General features: G+C 52.0%; 25 protein-coding genes. 21 read left to right on the top strand and 4 right to left on the bottom strand.

The window, feature by feature from the left end; translation table 11 throughout:
- The first annotated feature begins 40 nt into the window (after nt 1-40).
- A complete protein-coding gene (locus tag RIN49_RS06610; RefSeq protein WP_309119368.1) occupies nt 41-253 on the top strand; it encodes a YdcF family protein in 213 nt (70 codons plus the stop codon).
- 205 nt (nt 254-458) lie between these two features.
- Nucleotides 459-989 (top strand): P-loop nucleotide/nucleoside kinase family protein, encoded by a 531-nt coding sequence (locus RIN49_RS06605; RefSeq protein WP_309119367.1) that lies wholly within the window; start codon nt 459-461, stop codon nt 987-989.
- Between the two features lie 38 nt (nt 990-1,027).
- Here RIN49_RS06605 and RIN49_RS06600 read toward each other — a convergent pair whose 3' ends face one another.
- Complete coding sequence (locus RIN49_RS06600) at nt 1,028-1,675, bottom strand: TetR/AcrR family transcriptional regulator (RefSeq protein ID WP_309119366.1); 648 nt, start codon at nt 1,673-1,675, stop codon at nt 1,028-1,030.
- A 199-nt stretch (nt 1,676-1,874) separates the two neighbouring features.
- Here RIN49_RS06600 and cntA point away from each other — a divergent pair, with 199 nt between their 5' ends.
- The 14 genes from cntA (at nt 1,875) to RIN49_RS06530 (ending at nt 14,380) form a co-directional block, all read left to right on the top strand.
- Nucleotides 1,875-3,482 (top strand): staphylopine-dependent metal ABC transporter substrate-binding lipoprotein, encoded by a 1,608-nt coding sequence (gene cntA / locus RIN49_RS06595; protein WP_309119365.1) that lies wholly within the window; start codon nt 1,875-1,877, stop codon nt 3,480-3,482.
- 57 nt (nt 3,483-3,539) lie between these two features.
- Entirely contained in the window at nt 3,540-4,472 is a 933-nt protein-coding gene (opp1B, locus tag RIN49_RS06590) for a nickel/cobalt ABC transporter permease (protein WP_309119364.1), read from the top strand.
- On the top strand, nt 4,473-5,366 hold the full coding sequence (gene cntC, locus RIN49_RS06585) for a staphylopine uptake ABC transporter permease subunit CntC (RefSeq protein WP_309119363.1): 894 nt from the start codon (nt 4,473-4,475) through the stop codon (nt 5,364-5,366).
- A 7-nt stretch (nt 5,367-5,373) separates the two neighbouring features.
- Complete coding sequence (gene cntD / locus RIN49_RS06580; RefSeq protein ID WP_309119362.1) at nt 5,374-6,177, top strand: staphylopine uptake ABC transporter ATP-binding protein CntD; 804 nt, start codon at nt 5,374-5,376, stop codon at nt 6,175-6,177.
- A 3-nt stretch (nt 6,178-6,180) separates the two neighbouring features.
- Complete coding sequence (locus RIN49_RS06575; protein ID WP_309119361.1) at nt 6,181-6,930, top strand: ABC transporter ATP-binding protein; 750 nt, start codon at nt 6,181-6,183, stop codon at nt 6,928-6,930.
- 17 nt (nt 6,931-6,947) lie between these two features.
- Complete coding sequence (gene cntE / locus RIN49_RS06570; protein WP_309119360.1) at nt 6,948-8,111, top strand: staphylopine family metallophore export MFS transporter CntE; 1,164 nt, start codon at nt 6,948-6,950, stop codon at nt 8,109-8,111.
- Nucleotides 8,112-8,270: 159 nt separating this feature from the next.
- Nucleotides 8,271-9,344: a phosphotransferase gene (locus RIN49_RS06565; protein WP_309119359.1), complete on the top strand. Its 1,074-nt coding sequence runs from the start codon at nt 8,271-8,273 to the stop codon at nt 9,342-9,344.
- A 66-nt stretch (nt 9,345-9,410) separates the two neighbouring features.
- Entirely contained in the window at nt 9,411-9,689 is a 279-nt protein-coding gene (locus tag RIN49_RS06560) for an ArsR/SmtB family transcription factor (protein WP_309119358.1), read from the top strand.
- Between the two features lie 74 nt (nt 9,690-9,763).
- A complete protein-coding gene (locus RIN49_RS06555) occupies nt 9,764-10,147 on the top strand; it encodes a VOC family protein (RefSeq protein ID WP_309119357.1) in 384 nt (127 codons plus the stop codon).
- Nucleotides 10,148-10,197: 50 nt separating this feature from the next.
- Entirely contained in the window at nt 10,198-10,446 is a 249-nt protein-coding gene (locus RIN49_RS06550; protein WP_309119356.1) for an HIT family protein, read from the top strand.
- A 546-nt stretch (nt 10,447-10,992) separates the two neighbouring features.
- Nucleotides 10,993-11,373: a BlaI/MecI/CopY family transcriptional regulator gene (locus tag RIN49_RS06545; protein WP_375295219.1), complete on the top strand. Its 381-nt coding sequence runs from the start codon at nt 10,993-10,995 to the stop codon at nt 11,371-11,373.
- Nucleotides 11,370-12,743: a M56 family metallopeptidase gene (locus tag RIN49_RS06540; protein ID WP_309119354.1), complete on the top strand. Its 1,374-nt coding sequence runs from the start codon at nt 11,370-11,372 to the stop codon at nt 12,741-12,743. Before RIN49_RS06545 ends, RIN49_RS06540 begins: the two co-directional genes overlap by 4 nt.
- Nucleotides 12,744-12,803: 60 nt before the next feature.
- Nucleotides 12,804-13,799: a hypothetical protein gene (locus RIN49_RS06535; protein ID WP_309119353.1), complete on the top strand. Its 996-nt coding sequence runs from the start codon at nt 12,804-12,806 to the stop codon at nt 13,797-13,799.
- A 77-nt stretch (nt 13,800-13,876) separates the two neighbouring features.
- Nucleotides 13,877-14,380, top strand: coding sequence for a DinB family protein (locus RIN49_RS06530; RefSeq protein ID WP_309119352.1), 504 nt, complete (start codon nt 13,877-13,879; stop codon nt 14,378-14,380).
- A gap of 58 nt (nt 14,381-14,438) precedes the next feature.
- Here RIN49_RS06530 and RIN49_RS06525 read toward each other — a convergent pair whose 3' ends face one another.
- From RIN49_RS06525 to RIN49_RS06515, 3 genes are all read right to left on the bottom strand, one after another.
- Nucleotides 14,439-15,248 carry an alpha/beta fold hydrolase gene (locus RIN49_RS06525; RefSeq protein WP_309119351.1) on the bottom strand — a complete coding sequence of 270 codons (810 nt, stop codon included), beginning with the start codon at nt 15,246-15,248 and terminating at the stop codon, nt 14,439-14,441.
- Nucleotides 15,249-15,390: 142 nt separating this feature from the next.
- Nucleotides 15,391-16,098, bottom strand: coding sequence for a hypothetical protein (locus RIN49_RS06520; protein WP_309119350.1), 708 nt, complete (start codon nt 16,096-16,098; stop codon nt 15,391-15,393).
- 96 nt (nt 16,099-16,194) lie between these two features.
- Nucleotides 16,195-16,542, bottom strand: coding sequence for a hypothetical protein (locus tag RIN49_RS06515; protein WP_309119349.1), 348 nt, complete (start codon nt 16,540-16,542; stop codon nt 16,195-16,197).
- 380 nt (nt 16,543-16,922) lie between these two features.
- Between RIN49_RS06515 and RIN49_RS06510 the strand changes: the two genes are divergently transcribed.
- From RIN49_RS06510 to RIN49_RS06490, 5 genes are all read left to right on the top strand, one after another.
- A complete protein-coding gene (locus RIN49_RS06510) occupies nt 16,923-18,098 on the top strand; it encodes an ABC transporter substrate-binding protein (RefSeq protein WP_309119348.1) in 1,176 nt (391 codons plus the stop codon).
- Nucleotides 18,099-18,182: 84 nt separating this feature from the next.
- On the top strand, nt 18,183-18,803 hold the full coding sequence (locus tag RIN49_RS06505; RefSeq protein WP_309119533.1) for a helix-turn-helix transcriptional regulator: 621 nt from the start codon (nt 18,183-18,185) through the stop codon (nt 18,801-18,803).
- A 77-nt stretch (nt 18,804-18,880) separates the two neighbouring features.
- A complete protein-coding gene (locus tag RIN49_RS06500; protein ID WP_309119532.1) occupies nt 18,881-19,153 on the top strand; it encodes a YolD-like family protein in 273 nt (90 codons plus the stop codon).
- Nucleotides 19,154-19,381: 228 nt separating this feature from the next.
- Complete coding sequence (locus RIN49_RS06495) at nt 19,382-21,562, top strand: helix-turn-helix domain-containing protein (RefSeq protein WP_309119347.1); 2,181 nt, start codon at nt 19,382-19,384, stop codon at nt 21,560-21,562.
- A 212-nt stretch (nt 21,563-21,774) separates the two neighbouring features.
- Nucleotides 21,775-22,680 carry an ABC transporter permease gene (locus tag RIN49_RS06490; RefSeq protein WP_309119346.1) on the top strand — a complete coding sequence of 302 codons (906 nt, stop codon included), beginning with the start codon at nt 21,775-21,777 and terminating at the stop codon, nt 22,678-22,680.

Raw genomic sequence — 22,680 nt, 5'->3', positions numbered from 1 at the left:
GGATTATAATGGGATCTGTTGTAACAGAGGAGGTCTTCGGATGTCTTTCCCGTTTGATTGCATCAGTGACTTTATGTTTTTTGAAACGGAGATCAAGAAGTCGGATGTCATTTTAATACCCGGCGCGAGTCATCCGCAACTCATGGAAAGAGCTGCAATGTTATATCGCCAGGGGATTGCTCCGTATCTTTTGCCTTCGGGAGGTTCGACACCGAATGTAGAAACAACAGAGTGGGAGTTCCTACGGAATTAACCTACCAATTTGTTTTTCCGAGGGAGACGGTTTTTTACGTAAGTCCAGTCATTGATAAAACAGGGACATCTAAAGACAACTGGTTTCTTGATGAAACGAAAATAAGCTACGTCATGAACGAGCTTGAGAAGGTCGGTAAATATTTCAGACCTGCGATTTACCGTCTTGGGTCAGGCGGTAATGGAAGGCAGAGGAGTTGATCCCCTTGTCGAATAATAAAAAACCAGCAGCTGTCTATCTCATTTCCGGTCCGCTCGGCGTTGGGAAATCGACCGTGTCCAAGTCGCTGGCTAACGCGATGAAGCAATGCGCACTTATAGAGGGCGATCTCTTGCTACATATCTACCGAGGGGAGACCGAACCGCCCTGGGAGGAACGGCTTCGGCTGGCATGGTTGAATATCGTCGCGGTGACGCGCAATTTGCTCGGTCATGGGCTCGACGTGGTCATCGACTTCGTCGTCGAGGAGGAGCTTGAGTGGTTCCGCGGCCAACTGTCTGATGTCGACGTTACGCTTCGCTATGCCGTGTTGCACGCGGAACCGGACACTCTGATGGGACGACTCCGCCAACGAGGCGACGAGCAATATATCAACCGTTCGCTCTTCCTGCTGAATAAGCTGAAGACGTCGCGGGGCAACGGGCCGTTCTTGCTGGACGCCGACCGCAAGCGGGCAGAAGAACTCGCCGAGGAAATGGCAACGGACCCAAGGTTTATATATACGGGGATTAAGTAAGTTGCCGAAGCCAAGGAGAGGACGAGTCCTCTCCTTTTCTATATTTTTCGATAATTCGATAGGACAAGCTTTATCTGATGAATGACAAAATCAACGTGCTTGTTGTCCCGGGTTAATCGGCTTGCCATGACGCCGCCTTCCAACGAAGAGACCACGAATGATGCGAAAGCTTCCGTATTAAAATCCGAGGATAGCTCTCCAGCGGCTACCCCCTTGTCCAATATGCTTTGGATAAACGCTGTGAAGAGTCCATGCGCAGCGGCCGCTTTCTCTCGGAGCGGGAGATATCCGTCATCCGCTTCCACCGCCGTGTTGAGCAAGGGACACCCTCCTTCGAGCGGAGGATGGTTCACAGGATCTTCGTACACCGCGCACACCGCCATGATCTTGTCGAACGCCTTCTCCGCCTTTTCGGCAGCATTCAAGATTTGCTCCATTACAATCCTCGAGGCGTAATCGAAGGCTTCGAGCGCAATTTCGTCTTTCCCGGAAAATGTCCGATAGACGCCGCCTTTCGTCAATCCGGTGACTTGCATGATGTCTTGTATCGAGGAGCCGGCATACCCCTTTTGATTAAACAGTTCGGCTGATTTCTCGTCTAACGAAAACGGCGGGGGCGAGCTTCGGCAATTCTTGGAGCGCGACCAACCATCGGGCAGATTTCGGAAGGAGTCGAATTCGTGCATGGGCGGTTCCGTCCGTGGATCTTAGACCTGAAATTCAAACCAGCATAGCTGGTTTTTTTTTGTTCATTCGGGAATCCTCGGCCCGGACAAGCTATTAATCGTAATTATTACGAATAGTATTGACTATTCACCGGATAGTGGATATTATCGTATTTGAATCTAAATCGTAATTATTACTATTTACAATTAGGGGGATCTCATGAGAAGAAAGACGGTTATAGTCATCGCATCGATGATGATTGCATGCCTGCTGCTAGCGGGTTGCAGCGGCGGAAAGGCAGGAACCGCGGGAGGCGCCGACCACGGCCAAGAGTTGATTTACGCTACCGCGAAGGATATTAACGATATGAATCCCCATTTATATACGGGCTCCATGCCGGCGCAGGGGATGGTCTACGAGTCGCTAGTGGAAAATACGAAGGAAGGTATTCAGCCTTTGCTTGCCGAATCGTGGGACATCTCCGAAGACGGCAAAGTGTATAGGTTTCATCTGAGAAAAGGCGTGACGTTTCACGACGGAGAGCCTTTCAACGCGGAAGCCGTCAAGCTGAACATAGAAGCCGTCCAAAGAAATCGGGAGAAGCATTCTTGGATCAAGCTGTCGACCATGATTACGAGCTGCAACGTGATCGACGAGCATACGGTCGAATTGGTCTTATCGGAACCGTATTATCCGACTTTGGTAGAGTTATCGATGACGCGGCCGTATGTATTTCTTTCGCCGAAAGACTTCGTCGGCGGGGAAACGAAGAACGGCGTGAACGGATATCACGGAACAGGTCCTTACCTGCTGAAGGAACATAAAGCGGAGCAGTACGCCGCGTTCGAGGCCAATGCAAACTACTGGAACGGTGCGCCGCGCGTGAAGAAGATTACGGCGAAAGTTCTTCCGGCGGGCGAGACGACGTATTTGGCGCTGCTGAAAGGCGAAGTGAACTTCATATTTACGGACGATCGAGGGGCGGACAGCGTCGACGTAGAAGCGATGGACAGCTTGGCAAGCTCCGGGGACTTCCAGTTCGTGCGAAGCGAGCCGATGAATACGAAGATGATCGTGGCGAACAGCAGCAAAGCCGGCAGTCCGGCGAAGGACACGGCCGTTCGCGAAGCGCTCTGGTATGTAGTCGACCGGGACACGATCAGCAAACAAATTTTCAGCGGAACGGAAACGGCGGCCGATAGTTTATTCGCGTCTAACGTCCAATACGCGGACGTCGAGCTTACGAAGCGCGACTTCGATCCGGCGAAGGCGGAAAGCATCCTTGAGCGTTCCGGTTGGTTGTCGGGAAGCGCCGGAGAGGTACGAGTCAAGGACGGAACCCCGTTGTCCATGAAGCTATACTATGACGTCAATTCTTCGTCCCAGAAGTCGCAAGCGGAATTTATTCAAAGCACGGCGAAGCAGATCGGAATGCAGCTGGAGCTCATCGGCGAAGAATCTTCTTCGATCGCGAGCCGGAGATCGACCGGCGACTACGACTTGCTGTTCAACCAAACCTGGGGGCTGGCTTACGACCCGCAAAGCACGATCGCGGCGTTTACTTCCGAAGCTTCTTATTTACATACGACGAGCGGCATTGCGAGAGCGGAGGAGTTGTATGAAAAAATCGGTCAAGTGACGGTATCTAGGGAGGAGACCGCTCGGAAATCGTTGTATGCGGACATCTTAACGCTCGTCCACGACGAAGCGGCATTCATCCCGATTACGAACGGCAGCGTCACGGTCGTGGCACCGAAACATCTGCATGGCATTTCATTTAAACAAACGCAATTCGAACTTCCGTTCGAAAACATGTATTTCGAATAGATCGACAAATAAAGAGGGGATTCAACCCCTTTTTATTTTTGCAAATGGAGGATGGCGATGAGCTTTTATATGGTCAAAAGGGTACTTCTTTCGATTCCATTGCTCTTGGCGGTTTCGTTCTTCACGTTTATTCTCATCCACTTATCCCCCATGGACCCGGCCGAAGTCGTGTTGCATGCGCAAGGCGTACCGAAGATTACGGAAGAATTGGTCGCGCAAACCGAAGCGGAACTCGGGATGGATCGTCCCTTTCTCGTTCGGTACGTTAGCTGGATCGTCTCCTGCCTGCAGCTCGATTTCGGAAATTCTTACGTGACGGGAAAGCCGGTATGGTCGTTATTGGGACCTGCCTTTCTGAACACGTTGAAGCTGACGCTCGTTTCGCTCGTTGCGATTATTGCTTTGTCCATCGGACTTGGAGTCGCTTGCGCCTGGAGGGAAGGGAAGTTCGTCGACCGATCGGTGAGAAGCGTGTCTTTCGTGCTGACCTCTATGCCGACCTACTGGCTAGGAGCGCTAATGATTTGGTTTTTCTCCGTGAAGCTTGATCTTCTGCCGACGAGTGGGATGGATTCGTACAACAGCTATCTGTTGCCCGTCGTCTTGATCACGGTCAACTATGCAGGCATCTACTTCCGCATCGTTCGAAGTTCCGTACTGGGCAACGCTAACGAGGACTATGTCCTGTACGGCAGGGCCTGCGGATTGCCGGAGAAAATCGTCATGTTGCATATCGTAAGGAATTCGTTGCAAGTAGCCGTGTCGGTATTCTGCATGGCGGTTCCGATTATTCTCGGAAGTACGGTCGTCGTCGAAAACTTGTTTGCGTGGCCGGGGTTAGGAACGCTAAGCGTGAACTCGATTCTTAGCAGAGATTTCCCGATCATCCAAGCGTATGTACTCATTTTGGCGGCAGCCTTCGTCCTGTTCAACACAGTTTCCGACATCTTGAACGCGGCTCTCGATCCTAAATTAAGGAATGATCTGTAGATGGCACTCTTAAGAAACGTACTAAGAGATCGTCTAGCTTCGATGTCCTTCGGCATTCTTGCGGCGGTCATGATCGTTGGGATCTTAGCTCCGGTTTTCGCGCCGCATGATCCCTATGAAGTGCATATGGAGCTGCGTTATGCATCGGCTTCATGGGAGTATTGGCTAGGGAACGATCATTTGGGGCGGTGCATCTTATCCCGGTTGATCTACGGCATTCGCCCCAGCGTGTTATGGGTATTCGCTGCACTCGTCCTATCCGTCGGGCTTGGGGCCGTCTTGGGTTTTCTTGCAGGTTATTTCAAAGGAACGACGGATGCCGTTTTGATGCGGATCTGCGATGTGATGCTTTCGTTTCCCGGCTATGTTATGACCCTTGCGCTAATCGGCATATTGGGCGTAGGTCTCGAAAATATTTTGCTTGCGTTTCTATTGCTCAAGTGGGCTTGGTTTACTCGGATCATCCGCACCTCCGTCATGCAACATGCCGAAGCCGACTACGTTACGTTCGCCAAAGTTACGGGGGTTAGCGATGCCAAAATCATGCTGAGGCATCTCGTTCCGGTTACGCTTCCCGACATAGCGGTCATCGCAAGCAGTTCTTTCGGCACGATGGTACTTCAAATATCGGGATTCTCCTTCCTAGGCTTAGGCATCCAAGCCCCGAACGCGGAGTGGGGGATGATGTTAAACGAGGCTAGGGCGGTTATGTTCTCCAAACCTGAATTTATGCTGGCGCCCGGGTTCGCGATCATCGTTGTCGTGTGCAGCATCAACTTCTTATCCGATGCGCTTCAAGTAGCGTTAGATCCCAAGTTATCGACCGCGAAACGGCAACGCCGAAGGAGGTTCGCAGCACAAGTCGGGAAGTTGGGAAGGAAAGAGGTGGCGTAGGTTGACAATGAATATTTTGGAAATCGAAAATCTTAGGATATGGGAACGAAGCACCGGGAAGGTGATCATTCCGGGAAACTCCTTTGCTGTAAAACAAGGAAGTTGTTTAGCGATCGTCGGGGAAAGCGGGAGCGGGAAATCCGTAACCTGCAGGGCGATTATGAGACTAAACAAACCCGGAATCATGCAAGCCGGGGACATCTATTTCAAAGGTGAAAATCTAACCGCGCTCTCGGAGAAAGAGATGAGGAAGAAGAGAGGGAAACAGCTTTGCATGATTTTACAACAGGGAATGCGCGCCTTCGATCCCTCGTGCGTCGTGGGCGTCCATCTTAAGGAAACGCTCGACGAGCATTTCGGCTGGAGCCGCAGCGAAGCCGTGGAAAACATGAAGCGTGCGATGGAAAGCGTCAAGCTGAAAAAACCGCTAGACATCATGAATTCCTATCCGCATCAACTGTCGGGCGGCATGCTTCAACGGGTCATGATCGCCCTGGCCCTCGTCTTGGAGCCAGACGTCGTGATCGCCGATGAACCGACGACGGCCCTCGACACGGTATCGCAGTTCGAAGTCGTGGAACAATTTATCCGGCTGCGGGAACGGCTCGGGAACGCGATGATTTTCATCTCGCACGATTTAGGCGTCGTTCGGAAGCTCGCCGACGAAGTGTTGGTGATGAAGGATGGCGCCATCGTCGAGCAGGGGACGAGCGAGGCAATCTTCACGAAGGCAACTCAAGAATACACCCGTTACTTGGTGTCCGCAAAGCTGGCGTTGCAGCAACATTTCCAGCGAATTATGGGGGTGTAGTCGGTGTTGAACGTTGATGGCGTAAGTAAATGGTATCGCATAGGAGGGTTATTTTCACAAGAACGAAAGCAGGTGCTTCACAATATCAGTTTCGAGTGGAAGTCTGGGGAATGTTTAGCCGTCATCGGCGAGAGCGGAAGCGGGAAATCCACGTTAGGGCGGTTGCTCTTGGGAGTCGAGAAACCGGATCGAGGAACGATTCGATTCAATGGGAAAAGCGTGGATGAACGGAAGACGAGAATCGGGAACATCAGCGCCGTATTTCAAGATTACACTTCTTCCATGAATCCATATTACACGGTAGAGAAAGCGCTCCTCGAGCCATTGTCGTTGCAAGACAAGGAACGATCGGACGTCCAACGGAAAATTGATCTTCTTTTAGTCCAAGTCGGGTTGAATTCTTCTTATCGGGACAAGTATCCGCATGAGCTGTCGGGAGGGGAGGCGCAACGGGTGTGTATCGCGAAAGCCGTTGCCGCCGAACCAAGTTGCATCGTATTGGATGAAGCCATTAGTTCGTTGGATGGATCCGTACAAATTCAGGTACTAGATCTGCTATGCGAATTAAAGGAAAGCTATGGGATGGGGTATATCTTTATTACTCACGATATCGAGGCGGCTGCTTATTTGTGCGACCGGGCGATGTTCCTTCGCAGCGGGCATGTGGAAGAGATCGTAAGCGTGAATCAGCTGAAAGATGTCCAGTCCTCGTATGCAAGAACCTTGTTGCAGATGATGATTACGCAGCGATGACGGAAGGAGCCAGAAGCGTGAAAGGAGCTCTATCTTGGCCTTTTCTGCGGTTATACGTATTAACTCTATTGTATTTCAGCGCAAATGCGATCCTGAATGTCATGATCCCGTTAAAGGGGGAATCCCTGGGCGCTAACAATACTGCGATCGGTATCATTATGGGCGCGTATTTATTTACGACGATGTTTTTTCGGCCGTGGGCAGGGCGCTTGATCCAAAAATACGGACCGATAAAAGTACTTCGTACGATTTTGCTTGTTAACGCTTTCGCCCTAATGTTGTACAGCTTTTCCGGATTAGAGGGGTACTTCGCAGCCCGGGTACTCCAAGGGGTTTGCACGGCTTTCTTCTCGATGGCGCTGCAATTGGGCATCATCGACGCTTTGCCGGATAAAGATCGTTCTCAAGGGATATCTATGTATTCCCTATGTTCGTACCTGCCGGGAATTATCGGTCCGTTGTTGGCGCTTGGCATGTGGCAGCAAGGGAGCGCAGATGTATTTACACTTGTGATGATCGCGATCGCGGTCGGAACCGGTGTGGTGGGGTTCAGCGCAAAAATAGACGGGGCGGCTTCGATTCCGTCGAATCAAGAAACCGTATCGGTAGCGAAGTCTTTCGGCGAAATGTTCAAAAACCCGCATTTGTTCCGATGCAGCATCTTAATGGTAACGGCCTCTGTCGTATTCGGCGCGGTGACTACCTTCGTGCCTTTGTATGCGGAGCAGGTGAAGCACGGAAATGCAGGTATCTATTTAATGATCCAAGCGGGAGTTATCGTTCTGTCCCGGTTTATTTTAAGAAAGAAGATCCCTTCCGACGGGAAGTGGCATTCCCTCTACATCATGGGGGTGATGCTTGCATTGACCCTCGCGGCGCAAAGCATAAGCTATTCGGCCATAGCGGGCGCCGTCTTCTTCTATGCGGGGGCTACGCTCATGGGGGTTGCCCAAGCGCTACTCTATCCGACGCTGACTACGTACTTAACCTTCGTTTTGCCGCAAGCCAGCCGCAACGTCTTACTCGGTTTATTCATCGCTACGGCGGATTTGGGCGTTTCGTTGGGGGCGATTCTCATGGGTCCGATCGCCGACGTCAGTTCGTATTCGTTGATGTACACCGTTTGCGCGATACTCGGCGTGTCAATGATCGGATTCGCATACAAGCGTACCGACGCATAATTTTATGCAACTATCATGCTAGTAGGTTCGTTCTGATGATAGGGGGATTAAACTCTCAACATTTAATCTAGCGATCAGTTTGAATCGAAGGCGTGACATTACATTTTAATCATTAAATGAGAACGGAAGGATAAGGTATAAAGAGAGGGGATAGAACCGATGGAACGACGTGTGATAACGGATCCTACCGATCCCACGCAATTCAACCTTGACTATATCGCAACTTGTTTGCACCGGGAGGGATGTCTCGAGCCCGGAGCGCGCCCCGTCGATTTCCATTTGGAACGAATCGGCGCGGACAATTCGACGGGGTACCGCGTCCGTTTGATTTACGAAGGGACCGGCGCCGGAGCTCCGGATAGTTTGTTTTTGAAACTGTGCGGGGGAGGGGCGTTCGGGCGTTCGGAAGTCGATTATTACACGAAGGATTATGCAGGGAAACGCGGGGTCCCGATTCCGAAATGTTACGACGCCTGTTACAAAGATATGTCCTATCACCTCTTGTTGGAAGATTTAACGAACACGCATCGCAATCATTGGGACGTAGAGCCCACATTGGCTTTCGGCAAGGCGGCGGCAAGAGCGTTAGCGAGACTTCATAGTTATGGCTGGGGGGCGGATCGGCTCGCGGCCTTGGGCTATAGAGTCGTCGACGAATGGCAGTTAGGCCGCTATTTGGCGCAGGTTCGCACGGGTTTCGAGCCGCTGCTTGAGGCTCTCCGAGGCGGGAGCGATTTCTCTAGCAGCGCTGTCGCTGCGGACGTCTTCGAACGGCATCCGGATGCGATGGCGAGACGACTGTCGTCGGGCGGGCCATTCGCCTTAATCCATGGGGACGTGAACCCCGGCAACATCTTAACGCGTCATGACGGCCGCACCGACGATATTTATTTTATCGACCGGCAGCCGTTCGATTGGTCGTTGCAAAGCTGGATCGGACCCAGCGATTTATCGTATATGATGGTTTTATGGTGGAAACCGGAACGACGTCGGGCGCTCGAAATCGACGTCCTGCGCGAGTATTACGATTCGCTCCTCGCGTTCGGCGTCTCGGACTACTCATGGGAACGAACGCTGTCGGATTACCGTTTGTCCGCCTTGCAATGCTTCTACGTCGCGGCTTCTTGGTGCGTAGACCCAGAAGAACGCATAAAGATGCGTTGGTTATGGAGCTCGCAGTTGGAGCGCGCCGGTGCGTTTTACCGGGATTGGGGATGCGAGGGACCGCTGTAATGATTCACGCAACCCCATGGTTTCTTATTCTTGACAAGCAACCGTAGGGTTGCTTATACTCGGGATATGAATTGGGACAAAGACGCTATATTCAAAGTACTTGCCGACTCGACTCGGCGGCTTATGTTGGACGAACTATCCGAACGCAACGAGATGACGTTGTATGAACTTTCGGTACGTCTCATTATGAAGCACGACCTATCCATTTCGCGGCAGGCTATAGCTAAACATCTATCTGCATTGGAGGATGCAGGGCTCGTAACATCAGCAAAAAAGGGAAAATACCGAGTAATTATATTTAACAACGAACCGCTTAAACATTTGCTGAAAGGATGGATAGAGTAATTTTCGAATATACCAATTGAAGCCGGAATGTTGCAGGATACCGTCATCGCAAATATCAAAGGAGGAATACATTTTTGAAAATCATTGTTACCAGTATATTCGTTCAAGATCAAGACAAGGCGTTGGAGTTTTATACAGAAACGCTGGGCTTTGTAAAGAAACATGACGTTCCCGTGGGGAAATTTAGGTGGATAGCGCTTGTTTCCCCCGACGAGCTAGAAGGTACCGAGCTTTTGCTCGAACCGAATGACCATCCGGCCGCCAAGGAATATCAAAAGAAGATATTTGCCGAAGGCATCCCGGCAACGATGTTTGGCGTTGCGGATATTCATAAAGAGTACAAACGATTATTGGAGAGCGGCGTAAAGTTTACCATAGAGCCGACAAAAATGGGCGAAGTTACAATCGCTGTTTTCGACGATACATGCGGCAACCTGATTCAGATGATGCAGAACTGACCTATGATGAAATTGGATCAGCCTCACCTTTTCCTACAGGGAGGTAAAAGATGTCCATCGAAAATTGGAAACAGGATAGAATTAGCTCGGCGGTACGCGGGGAACATCCGCTTGTGATCGCGGAGTTGAAGAGCGGGTTTGCGGTAATTGGCGATACGCAGTTCTTACCTGGGTATTGCGTGCTACTGCCATCGCGGAATATTGGCTCGTTAAATGATCTTTCTTACAAGCAAAAAAGCGAATTAGATATGAGCATTAACGGAGGCGAGAATGTGGCGGTGGATCCGATCCATCGCTAATTTGCATTTCGGCAGGGGACAATTTTGAAAAAAGAAATTTTCTGTGATGAATGTAGTGGTGAGATTGAAACAAGAGATGACTTAGCCATAGCTTACTCGATGTTTTGGGTAATTCCGTACCATCACTCTTGCTATTCCAAGGTTTTAAAAGGCTGCCAAGCTCTATTCGTGGGCAACGAACCGATAAATGGGGCAATGGGGACATTTAAAGTTATATTTTCATTATTCTCCTTAGTGTTCTTATTCTTCATGCCAAGAGGCTTTATGAGTTCAGGCGGCTACTTGTTGATTCCCTTATTATTGATTTTGCCGTCTATTAGGCTGTATTCATGGTTCCGTTATGAAAGACATTTGCCTTAAGCCAAGCTGGTAGGTTAAAGAGTAAGAGGGCGATGGAGCCGGTCCATCGCCTTTTTTGCATTTCCCCGCCGCCCACTTGCCATGACCGATCAGAGCAATTTGAGTTATTTGGAGATAATTGACATAAACCGACTACATGTGTAGACTGTATTTCAACGATAGACTACATATGTAGACGGAGGTGCGATCATGACGAAAGTGCCCCGCATTTCCGAAGCGGAGTGGGAAGTCATGAAGATCGTTTGGGCGCAGTCGCCGAAAACATCGATGCAAATCATGGAGCAGCTTGAGGAACGCATGTCATGGAAACCGACGACCGTAAAGACGTTAGTTTCCAGATTAGTGAAGAAGGGAGTGCTCGGCTTCCATAAGGAAGGTAAGAATTATAGCTATTTCCCCTTACTTCTGGAAGAGGAGTGCTTGCAGGCGGAGAGTCGCTCCTTCTTAAATCGTTTATACGGGGGTTCGTTACAGCCTTTGCTGGTGAGTTTCTTGAAAGAGGAACGGCTCTCGAAAGAAGACATCAAAGAACTGCGGCGTTTACTTGACGAAAAGAGCGGTGAATGATGAGGGATCTATTTGTCTTGATTTTAGAAGCTTCAATCGCGGCAGCTGCTGTCTCAGCGCTTCTGCTCGCTTGTAGGTCGGTCCTCCGCCGCAAAGTAAGCCCACGGTGGAGCTATGCCTTGTGGTTGATCCTTCTCCTTCGGCTGCTCTGGCCTCTTCAACTCGAGACGCCACTCCCGATTGGCGTCTTGCCGGCCACGGTTGAGTCGGTGCAAGCGCCTCCCTTGGAAGCTGAAATCCACGCAAAGCCCGGCAAGGACGGCCCAGTGATAATAGCGGACAGGGAGCAGCGTTGGCTGAAAGTTGCCACCTATGTCTGGATCGTAGGAATTGCTTTCCTCTTCCTCTATTATGGCGGCTCGCATCTTAACTTCGCGCTTGAGGTCCGGCGTTCTAGTAAGGCACCGTCAGAAGATTTGATCAACGCGTTTGAAGCAGCCAAGGCCAAGACGGAAGTTGGAGGCGACGTTCGGCTTACCGTATCCGACGCCGTGTCCAGTCCCGTTTTAGTGGGACTTTGGCGTTCTTGTATTATTGTCCCCGCTCGGGAAGCGGACAAGCGGTCGACGACGGAATGGATGCATGTATTTGTTCATGAGCTCGTTCATCATCGGCGGAAAGATGTCATTGTCAATGCGTTCGCGTTTACGATTTTGGCGCTGCATTGGTTTAACCCGTTCCTCTGGTTCTCTTATCGATCGATGCGCGAGGACCAGGAAATGTCGTGCGACATGCGAGCTGTCGCCTTACTGGGGCCATCCGAGCGCTATTCATATGGATTGACGCTGTTAGCGAGTGCGGAACAAAAACTTGCTTCGATGCGGGAAGGCTACCCTGCAGCGGTCCATTACTTGAGAAAAAGGGGCAGCCTTCTTTGGAAACGAATCGAGTTGCTAGGGGAAGATGCAGCGCCATCCCGTCTCATTCCAGTTGTCGTTTGTCTTCTGGCAATTACGACAGGCTGTGTGGTACAACCGGACGCCAACACCGATCCCAAATTGGTAACTGCTGCCTATTACCATGCAATCAGTCGGTTGGACTATGAAAAAGCATACGAGTTCGACTATCACCAAATCGACGACCAGGGCATTCCTAAGGAGGAGTGGTTGAAACGGATCGGAGCAATGTATCGCCTGATAGATCGCGCTCGTTCGATCCAGCTGAAATACAAGGTCGGAGAAAGCATTTCTACGGATGACGGAGCGGTTGCCGTCCCAGTGACCGTGGACTTCGTGCGATACCACGCCAAGGGTTCAAAATTAGTCGTTTCAGCCATGGATGAGGTACACTTGCGTGAACGAAAGGGCGAATGGTACGTATCTCAGATCGTGACGAAGGAATGGGATCATAAATTTTATCAGGAACCGTAACGCAGTAGTCTCTCAATATCGTTTAACAGTAACAAAAAAACGAGGAGGAAGGAACGACACATGATAGGATTAAGAGAGGATTCATCTTCGCGAATAACGAAGATGCGAACAATTTGGGGGTATGGTGCCGCCATATCCGTGTTTCCGTATTTGCTGATTAAGATTGCCTGGACTTTCGGGCTCTTTATGCCGACCGATCAAATGGGCGACCCCAGTTGGCGCATTGCCAACGCCGTCACCATGATTCTCGCTGCGTGCGGCATCCTCCTGGCGATGGCGTTCTGCAGGCCGTGGGGTGAGCGGTTGCCCTCATGGGTGGTGGCTTTTCCGGTGTGGGTGGGCACCGGACTTCTAGTACCCATGCTGTTTCTGGCGCCGGTACTCGGTCCAGCCGCCATTACTCGCGATATGGAGGCAGGCACAGCTAACTTTTGGGTTTATGAGCAGATCTTCGTCATGCTCTCGCTTGTTGGGGTAGGCATCTGCCTACCTCTTGCCTTGGCAGGATACGCCAAAGCACGATGGCCGGAGGCGTTGGGCGGCCCGATCGACTACAAGGATCCGCCGGGACATACCCGGCAACTACAAATTTCCCTGGCAAGGTTTATAGCTGGCGGTTGCATCTTGCTTGGCGTTACCAAGGTATTCTGGGCGTTGGGCGGAACTACGGGCATCGACCCAGTTATGCTGGATGACCGAGATATATGGTGGCGCCTGTTGTCGTTAAGTACTGGCGTGTGGGCACTCGCGGGAGCAGGCGGCTTGCTGGTGCTGACCACTCGACGTGGCTCGCGGAGGTTCTTGCCTCCCATGGCGGCAACCTGGATTTCGTCGGGAATGTTGTTCTCTTACAATCTTTTCAACCGATTATCCGCCACTCGCCCAGATGCCTCACCCGCCCCGGAGTACCCGCTGGCGCAGGTGCTGACCACGGAGGCCGGCTCCGTGCTTGGGGTGATGATGGGTATGACCCTCCTGCTGGTGTTGCATGATCGCCGACGCGCCTTGCATGGAGAATCAAATCGAGGCATAGGAGCTGAAACAATTCATGTATGATTTGTTATTGAACATGATCGCTATATTACGTTAGAAAGTTACTTACAGGAAACCTGTAACGGGAAGGGGCGATTGACTTGGAGGACTTAATTAAGGAGTATGCCTCAGGATACCAAATGCTTCGGGATGCCATCGAAGGATTGACAGAGGAGGAGCTTCGTTACAAGCCTGCGCCTGACAAATGGAGCATTCATCAAATCCTTATCCATGTGACAGATTCAGAGATCTCATCCACATCTCGACTAAAAAAAGTCTTGGCGGAAGATGAGCCGACTCTGATTTCATTTGACCAAGACGCATGGGCGAATAACTTGGGGTATGATGTATTGGATCGCGAGCAATATCTGCTTCTGTTTAAATTGCTGCGTTCCAGTATGCAGACAATTCTAGACAATTTAACTAGTGAGCAAAGCGAGCGAGTGGGGGTGTATGTTGATCAAGGGCGGTTCACATTTAAGCAACTGATGGAATACCGCGCCGAACATATCCGCAACCACGTTGCCCAAATTGAAAGGGTAAAGAAGGCATACTACGATAACCAAACTACCAAAATTAAGCGATCAGAGACGATAGCTGAGTAATGACACGAGCAGCCGGTCAGAACGACCGGCTGCTCTGTCATTGATCTCGTTTCATGGGTCAAGAATATGTCTCCGAGATGAATTCCTCCACGACGGCGTTAAACGCCTCCGGGGCGTCCGCGTTCGCACAGTGCCCGGCGCCCTGCAGGCTGACGAGCCGGGACTTCGGCTCCAGACGATGCCATTCCTTGCAGGTTTCAGTCACATACGGCAAGTCGTGTTCCCCGACGACGATCAGAAGCGGATATGGGACGGGGGACATTTTCCTAACGAAAAAAGTTCCTACCCCGGCCATCGCCCGAAAAGATGCGCGTCCGAAATGTCTCGCCCCTCGCGCGACGAGCTCGCGGCCTTCCTCCGACCGGCACGTCCCAGACACGATGTCGCTTCGGAACCGCGCAATCGAGAGCAGGCTGGTTACGATCCACTTCCATCGCAGCTTGTTTTGTCCCCTGATCGCCAGCTCGTTCGCTTTATGGACGGAGTAGCCTCCGACGACGGTCACCGACCGAACCTGTTCGGGATAGCGGTCGGCGAACGCTTGCGCCGCCAGCGAGCCCAACGAAACGCCGATGAGGTGGCACGCTTCGATACCGTTTTCCGACAAGATCAGGTCCATGACCTCCGGCAAGTCCCCCATTGAAACCTGTGCGACCTCCCGGTTGTGGAAGCCGTGTCCGGGTAGGTCGATCAGAATGAGCTGATACTTATGTTGAAAATGAGCGATTTGACGCTCGAACAGATGGTGGTCCGCGAAAGCCGCATGGAGCATTAGAATCGTTTCTTTGCCTTCGTTTTCGTATAGATGGTAGTGGAAGGGATGGTTTTTGAAAACGACGGTTTTCGTTCGCTTCATGTTGTCGCTCATCCGAGGGTTTCCTCCTTTCAGTTGCATCCCTATATCCATATTCGAGATGACAGACGACAGTTCCGAAGCTCCGCGGATTATCCCATGGGTAGGATACCGGTTGAACTCATAATGCGACGGAGTACGAGAGACCTAGCAAAAATTAACGATTCATTTTTTTCTGATTTTGACGCCATACACCCGCTCCGATCCAAACGCATCCAACCGCAAGAATTACGCCATGAGCGACTCGGATGGGCTGAGTTCCCATAAACTGCGGCAGGTACATTAGGATTCCGAAAGCGAAGGGAATACCGCTCCATGGAGACATTATCCGGGATTTCCAGATGGCAATTGCTGTGATGACTGATCCAGCACCTACAATAATTAGTCCTCCCAAGATCATGAAGAATCCGGGACCAAAGCGGATCACATTGGCGAGAGACACTAAGTCGATATTTTGCCGATTGAGCGCTTCCTGGCCAATGGCATTCAATCCAAAAACTTCAGCTCCATAAAACGGTAACGTCAAACCTGTCCCGAACACAATTAGGACAAGACCCTGAAGCGAAAGTTTTTCTACGATGGTGTCTTGTAGTGCGACGCAAAGGCCAAACAGCCCTATTGTCATCAGAACGAAGGCTAGTATGGCCACCGTGTGCGACACGATCCACTCCGTTGAAGCGAATGCTGCAGCCCCTGACAGAGAGGTTTCGTCAGAAAACGGGCGAAGAGAAGGGTAGACAACAAATAGGATCCCTGAGATGGCAAGAGCTATAGCGGCTTTTCTTGTAAAGTACGTTTTTGCAGTGCCCCTTGAGACGAGTGGATGGATGTCGGAACCTTTTTCGGAACCAATATGAATTTCCATAAAAATCCCTCCTTCAGATTATAAAACTAATATAATTAGTTATGAAACGAATTACAATAGTGTTGCAATAGACTTCCTATTATTTTTCTGTAAAGGCTACTGTAAGGGCGTACGGAGTTCCGGTTGCGTGCTCCCACCATTCCCCACAGGATTCAAGGCAGCCTCAGTTATCATTTTATGGTAAAGTTGAGAAGAAAGGATGGGGATGAGGGTGAACATAGGTAGAATCATCGGAGGGTTTGCTTCGACTGCAACAATCATCCTTTGGCTAAGCCTTACCTTCTTCAATCCGTATTCAGGAGAACGATTCGAATCCGACGTTTTCTTCCGAACGTTCTTATTTTTGTTTTTTCCTGCTTGCCTGGCGCTGTTGGCTGCCTTTTTCAACAAGTCGTCCCTCATGTGTATTGCATTCGTGTGGTCTTTGCCTATTAGCTTGTACATGATGATGACTCCAGGCATTTATAAATGGTTTGGCTTCTTTTCTTTCATGTACCTCTTTTCGGCCATTCTGTTCGTCGTAAAGGGCAGATCAAGAGGTGGCAGGTCAACGCCAACGTGACCACCCATAACGGGTACCATTGCTGTTGAATCGTGTACTCGAATTCCTTCGGCATTTGGATGACTGATCGGGAAAACATGTAATATTGAGGCGTTCGATCATAGATCGACGCCTATTGCTGTTGGGAACAAAGTTCATATTTTATACGTCCAAATTATTGTGAAGGACAAAGAAGAGTAAACCTATTAGTCGGACACGATATGTCCGACCGCCATCGGTATACTGAGACTGTAAGTCAATCATACAGAGGAGGCGTCACGACATGCAGCTTCGAATTGCGACGCATGACGATCAGCGGATGGCGGTAATTCAGGAGGCGGCGCGGCAGTTTCGCAAGGACCACCCGGGCGTCGCTATCGTGTTGGAGTTTGCGCCGGACAGAAAGACGATGCGGCGGCAGTTGTCGGAAGGAAACGGCCCGGACATTGTCGAGTGGGAAGGGGCAAATATGGGACAATGTTTGGATGGCGGTCTGTTGTCGGATTTGTCCGATTTGATCGCGCGCGACGGCATCGATATGGGCGACTACTATCCGAGCGTTAACGAGGCGGTGCACTCGGATAGACGGATCGGAGCGATTCCGGTGATGGCCGATACACTTGGGGTTTATTACAACCAGGACCATTTCGACCAGGCGGGGCTCTCCTATCCGCGGGAAAATTGGACGTGGGAGGAGTTTGTGGATGCAGCGGAACGGTTGACGCTTCGGGACGAGCGGGGCGACATTCGGCGCTATGGCGTGTTCGCCAGCTTCGGTTACATGATTTACGTCGAGCCGGTCGTCTGGAATTGCGGCGGGGCGTTTTTGTCGGAAGACGGGACGAAGTTGGACGGATACTTGAACAGCGAAGCTACGATCGAAGGGGTTCGTAGATATTTACGGTTGATTGACAAAGGGTTGTCCCCGCGCATGGAGGTCGGCCGCGATTCGTGGATCGACTGCTTTATTCACGGCAACATGTCGATGTATATCGATGCGAACTGGGCGATTCGTCCGATGAAGGCGGAGCAGCGGGAGAAATTCGGCGTTGCCGGGTTTCCGCGCGACCCGGGGAAGCCGAACTTGTTTGAAGTGTACGGCTACGGCATTTCGCCGACATGCCCGGATCGGGAGCTTGCGTGGGCGTTTTTGCGCAAACTGACATCGCCCGGCGGCGAAATCGGCAAGCTGTGGTCGGTACTCAAGTTGGCCGTCTCGCGAACGGCGGCGGAGCAAAGCGGGCAGGCGGCGGACGCGTTGTACGCTCCATTTTTGCGGGAGCTGCGCTCCGCTCGGCTGAGCGCATATCAATGGCCGAATATGATTCCGGCGTTCCATTTCCGCGACACGTTCCGCACGATGGTGCACGCCGAAGATGTCGAACAGGTGCTGCAAGCCGCGGCGCGCCGGACGCCGACACTGCCCGACTTCGATCCGGTCCGGTTCGAGTGGTGGTAGCGTACCGCGTTCTCGCGTTCGCACGGGATACCGGTGAAGGGCGCATAATCGGATGCGAAAGGAGGGTATACGGCTGTGAGCAATATGCACCGCATCCTGTGGTTCGATGAGCAAATTCGCGCGGGGCACTTCCCGAATGCGAAATCGATGGCGGAACATTTCGAAATATCCGTGCGGCAAGCGGGGCGGGATATCGAATATATGCAGGACTCGCTGCGCGCGCCGATGAGCTACAACGCCAGGCGTCGAGGCTATGAATACAACGATGCGGCATATATATTGCCCTCTGTTTTTTTAACGGAGACAGATATTCGCATCGTAAACTTCCTCATCTACAAATACGAGGAAGCGGTCAAATCGATAGGGTACGTGGAAGGGTTGGACCGGGTTGTGCAGACGCTTAAGCGATTCGTCCCGTACCAGCCGGAGGACAGCGAGCTGCCTGCGTTTATCGTGGACGCTAGAACGGCGCAGCATAAGCATGACATCGATCGGGCGATTGAACGCGGCCACAAGCTGAGCGTCGTATACGCCGACAACGCGGGAGAGCATGAAGTCGACATTCACCCGTACCGTACGTACTCCCAAGTGGCTCCGGCGCATGTGGCCGTAATCGCATGGTGCGAGCAATCCGGCGAGGTGGAGCATTTCCGCCTCGACCGGATTGAATCGATCCGATGCAGCGGACAGTCGTATTTGCGCTGAGCGGACCGTATCCGGCAGGAGAGTGGAATCACTTTGTAGAATTATTAAGGCTATGAGTTAAATAGAAAGTATTTTTCCTGCATCTAAGGGGGTACAACGTGGCTAAGGCAAAGGTATCAAAGAGACCTACTCGGGATGAATTTGTATTAGAGGAGATCGGGAATCAATTAAGTGAGGCGAAACAAGAAAATTCTGAAATCGTGCTTACGGTTTGGGGCTGGGAAGAACAAGTACGCGGTATGATTCATATGATGGATTCACGAACGGGAAGAGTGCATATCCAAAGGGACGGAGAAACTGTGAAGGTACCGTTCATGGATATCATGAAAGTAGATTATCCTAGGGATTAGATGTTTCATCACGAAATAATAGAAACCAACTTCTGCCCGCCGCCGTCTAACACGGATCGGCGGATTTTTATTTTTCAATCCGCCGAACGCGGCACCGTCGGCATCGGTCGGCGAACCGTTGCAAGGATTTCCCAGCGGCCGTATGATGAAAAGAGTTCCGAGCGTTAAAGGCGGTAAAGAAAACCGCATTTTGGTATGCGCTTACATGAAATCGGGAGGGCTTGGGCGATGGTAAAGAAACAGAAGTTTCTCATCATTCTGATTTCCGCATACGGCATCGTCGCGCTTCTGTACGCGATCGCGGCCGCGGTCGTGTACTTCCATAAATCCAACGAAATTCGGAACGATCGCCTGAACCAAAGTCATCGGGAATACGTCCTGCAAGTGCGGGATAAGATCGATACGCAGATGACGGTCGCCTTGAACGTTGTCCAGCAGCTGAAGGGGAACCCTCGCCTTATTCAGTTCAACCGCGAGACGGCAAGGGATTACTATAATATTACAAAGCTACATGAGGACTTGAAGCGGACGGTCAATTCGTTTTCGAATTACGGTCTGCTGCTAGGCGTACAGAAGGCGGGCGAGGATTTCATCATCTCCTCTCGAAGCACCAGCACGGCGTCCTTTTATTATGCAGATTTGACTTGGAACGAGGAGAGGCTGGAGGCGGTGAAGGCGTACGTCTCAGGCAGTGCGTCCCGGGATGCGGTCGTGATGCACAACGGCGATTCGGACGGCGAGCCCGAGCCCTTCTTCACGATGGTGAAGAAGGAAGCGATCGCCGGCGGCGACGACGTCATTTTCTACATCTCGTTCCCGACGCACGCGATTCTCCCCTCGTTAGACGAGCGGGACGGCTGGGGCTTCGCGATGTCGATCGGCAATCGGATCGTATCGATGTCGTCTTCCAGCGATGCGGCAGTGTCGGGCGCGATTCGCTCGTTCGACGGTCGGAAGGCGGACACCCCGTTCGGGTACTCGAGCTATGCGGCGGACGGCTATACGTTCCATTCGGTCGGGTCGATGGCGCTTCCGGAAGCGAAGTATGTGTACGCGACGCGAACCGATGAGGCGAGGGAGCCGCTGAACGAGCTGCTTCGGGATTCGCTGCGGATGTTTCTGGCGCTGCTCGGAGCGGGAGCTCTCGTCATCTGGGCGACGGTCGCGTACAGCTACCGCCCGTACTCCCGAGCGATGCAAGCGCATGAAGCGCTGCTTGAAATTACGGAGAAGGGCAAGCTGTCGATGAAGCAGGCGTTCCTTCGGGATGCGCTATTCGGCCGGCTGTCGGACGATCGGATTCGCGAGGGGCGCTCGATTGTCGACTTGGAGCATGCGCCGATGCCGGCGGTCGTCGTAATTCTAGAATTGGAAAATTTCAAGGAATGGGCGGAGGCGCTGTCGGCCGACGGCGTCCGGCAGGCGGCGGCGCAGATGCAAATCATCATCCAAGAACGATTCGAGGAAGCGATCCACGAAGTGCTGGAAGTCGACGTCATGCGATTCGCCGTCGTCGTTTTCGGCTGCGAGACGGACCGGCTGGAGCGATTGGTGTATCGGTTGACATCATCGATCCGGGAGGGAACGGGTCTCGAGTGGATCGCGGTCGTCGGCAAGCCGGTCCCGTCCTTCGGGCAGCTGCCCTTCTCCTACCAAGAGGCGTTGAACCTGCTCGAGGTTCGGTACGCCCATGCGAATAAACCTGTCATGACCATGGCCCAGCTGGAGAAGCTGGTGAACGCGGATTATTATTATCCGCTGGACGTCGAGAAGGAGCTGATCGCGTATATCGCGAGGGGGAAGCGCGAAGGGGCGGTCGAGACGATCAAGAAGGTCGTTCGGGAGAACCTGGAGAGACGCAAGCTGACCGACGAAGCGATGTCGCAGTTTCTGTTCTCGTTGACGGCGACGGCGAACCGGGCGATGCAGCAATTGAAGTGGAAATCGACAAGGGTCTTCGAGGAAGGCCCTCGATTGTATTCGAACCTGCTGAACGTCGAGTCGAAGGCGCAGCTACAGACGAAGATCGTCGACTTGTTCGCCCGGCTGGCGGAATATCAGCGATCCGCGGAGGCCGAGGAGGAGGTGCCGTTGGCGGACCGGTTGTTCGAGTACATTCATTCGCATTACCATTTGGACCTGAGCCTTCAACATATCGCGGATCACTTCAAGGTGTCTCAGGGATACGTGGGGCGCATGTTCAAGGAACGCACGGGGGAAAACTTCAAAGATTATCTTAATATGTACCGCGTGAAAATGGCGAAGTCGGTGCTGGACGAGCGCCCGGTCCGTATCGACGAGCTGTCCCGGATGGTCGGGTGCAACAATGCCGTTACGTTCACGCGCATGTTTAAGAAATACGAGGGCACTTCGCCGTCGCAATACGCGAGGCGGAGCGGCGGCGCGTAAATGGACCATCCTGCGGGGGAGGTCCTTTTTTGTTAAAAGGTACGAAATTGTAAAACGGCCGGAATCAGGTACGTTTTCGTAAAAAAACTCCAAAACCGACGATTTACGCCGCCGGAAGCGGCGTGGTAGCATCGCCTTGTCGAGCTCGATCGATCAAGGATTCACTACGCAGGGAAGGCCGGCGCGGGCCTTGCCGGGGAAGGAATGGGGATGTGCAATTCGTAAAGCGTTTCCAAAGAGACAAGGTGTTATACGTCCTGCTGATCCCGTTTTTGCTATGGTACGTCTTCTTCATCTTTAAGCCGATGTACGGCTTGCAAATCGCGTTCAAGGATTTTTCCGTGTTTCGCGGCATCGAGGCGAGCCGGTGGGTCGGGTTGGAGCATTTTCGGGTATTTTTTGAAAGCCCTTACTTCATTAGGGTGCTGAAAAATACGCTCATCTTAAGCCTCTACAGCTTGGCGTTCGCGTTTCCGATTCCGATCGTGCTCGCCATCCTGCTGAACGAGTTACGGCATACGTTTTACCGGCGCGCGGTGCAGACACTGACGTATTTGCCGCACTTCATCTCGGTCGTCATCGTCGCGGGGATCGTCACGAATTTCTTGGCGCCGACGTCCGGGCTCGTTAACCTACTGCTCGAGCGTATCGGCGGGGAGAAGATGTATTTCCTTACGATTCCGGACTACTTCCGCACGATCTTCGTCCTGACGTTCGACATTTGGAAGGAGGCCGGGTTTAGCTCCATCGTCTATTTGGCGGCGTTGGCGGGCATCAACCCCCAGCTGTACGAAGCCGCGGTCATGGACGGTGCCAACAAGTTCAGGCAAATATGGCACATTACGCTGCCTGGCCTGCTGCCGACGATCATGATTTTGCTCATTATGAAAATCGGCAGCATTATGGACGTCAGCTACGAGGCTATTATTTTGCTGTACCAGCCGGTGACGTACGAAACCGCGGACGTCATCAGCACCTATGTGTACCGCGCCGGCTTGCAAGAGGGCAGGTACGATCTGGCGACGGCCGTCGGCGTCTTCAACGCAGCGATCGCGTTCGCGCTCGTCATCGGCGCCAACAAGCTGAGCAAGCGGTTGACCGACACAGGATTATGGTAG

It is taken from the genome of Paenibacillus sp., from assembly GCF_031177825.1.
GTDB lineage: Bacteria > Bacillota > Bacilli > Paenibacillales > YIM-B00363 > Paenibacillus_AE.
The sequence above is the reverse complement of the archived record's forward strand: the minus strand, read 5'-3'. Positions and strand labels throughout refer to the sequence as shown.

Excerpts from the sequence above, each read along its gene's own strand:
- cntC (WP_309119363.1), top strand. The coding sequence starts at position 4,473 with ATGGCACTCTTAAGAAACGTACTAAGAGATCGTCTAGCTTCGATGTCC.
- RIN49_RS06535 (WP_309119353.1), top strand. The coding sequence starts at position 12,804 with ATGATAGGATTAAGAGAGGATTCATCTTCGCGAATAACGAAGATGCGA.
- opp1B (WP_309119364.1), top strand. The coding sequence starts at position 3,540 with ATGAGCTTTTATATGGTCAAAAGGGTACTTCTTTCGATTCCATTGCTC.
- RIN49_RS06505 (WP_309119533.1), top strand. The coding sequence starts at position 18,183 with ATGCACCGCATCCTGTGGTTCGATGAGCAAATTCGCGCGGGGCACTTC.
- RIN49_RS06510 (WP_309119348.1), top strand. The coding sequence starts at position 16,923 with ATGCAGCTTCGAATTGCGACGCATGACGATCAGCGGATGGCGGTAATT.
- RIN49_RS06565 (WP_309119359.1), top strand. The coding sequence starts at position 8,271 with ATGGAACGACGTGTGATAACGGATCCTACCGATCCCACGCAATTCAAC.
- RIN49_RS06525 (WP_309119351.1), bottom strand. The coding sequence starts at position 15,248 with ATGAGCGACAACATGAAGCGAACGAAAACCGTCGTTTTCAAAAACCAT.
- RIN49_RS06520 (WP_309119350.1), bottom strand. The coding sequence starts at position 16,098 with ATGGAAATTCATATTGGTTCCGAAAAAGGTTCCGACATCCATCCACTC.
- RIN49_RS06610 (WP_309119368.1), top strand. The coding sequence starts at position 41 with ATGTCTTTCCCGTTTGATTGCATCAGTGACTTTATGTTTTTTGAAACG.
- RIN49_RS06540 (WP_309119354.1), top strand. The coding sequence starts at position 11,370 with ATGATGAGGGATCTATTTGTCTTGATTTTAGAAGCTTCAATCGCGGCA.
- RIN49_RS06495 (WP_309119347.1), top strand. The coding sequence starts at position 19,382 with ATGGTAAAGAAACAGAAGTTTCTCATCATTCTGATTTCCGCATACGGC.
- RIN49_RS06550 (WP_309119356.1), top strand. The coding sequence starts at position 10,198 with ATGTCCATCGAAAATTGGAAACAGGATAGAATTAGCTCGGCGGTACGC.
- RIN49_RS06560 (WP_309119358.1), top strand. The coding sequence starts at position 9,411 with ATGAATTGGGACAAAGACGCTATATTCAAAGTACTTGCCGACTCGACT.
- cntA (WP_309119365.1), top strand. The coding sequence starts at position 1,875 with ATGAGAAGAAAGACGGTTATAGTCATCGCATCGATGATGATTGCATGC.
- cntD (WP_309119362.1), top strand. The coding sequence starts at position 5,374 with ATGAATATTTTGGAAATCGAAAATCTTAGGATATGGGAACGAAGCACC.
- RIN49_RS06600 (WP_309119366.1), bottom strand. The coding sequence starts at position 1,675 with ATGCACGAATTCGACTCCTTCCGAAATCTGCCCGATGGTTGGTCGCGC.
- RIN49_RS06515 (WP_309119349.1), bottom strand. The coding sequence starts at position 16,542 with ATGTACAAGCTAATAGGCAAAGACCACACGAATGCAATACACATGAGG.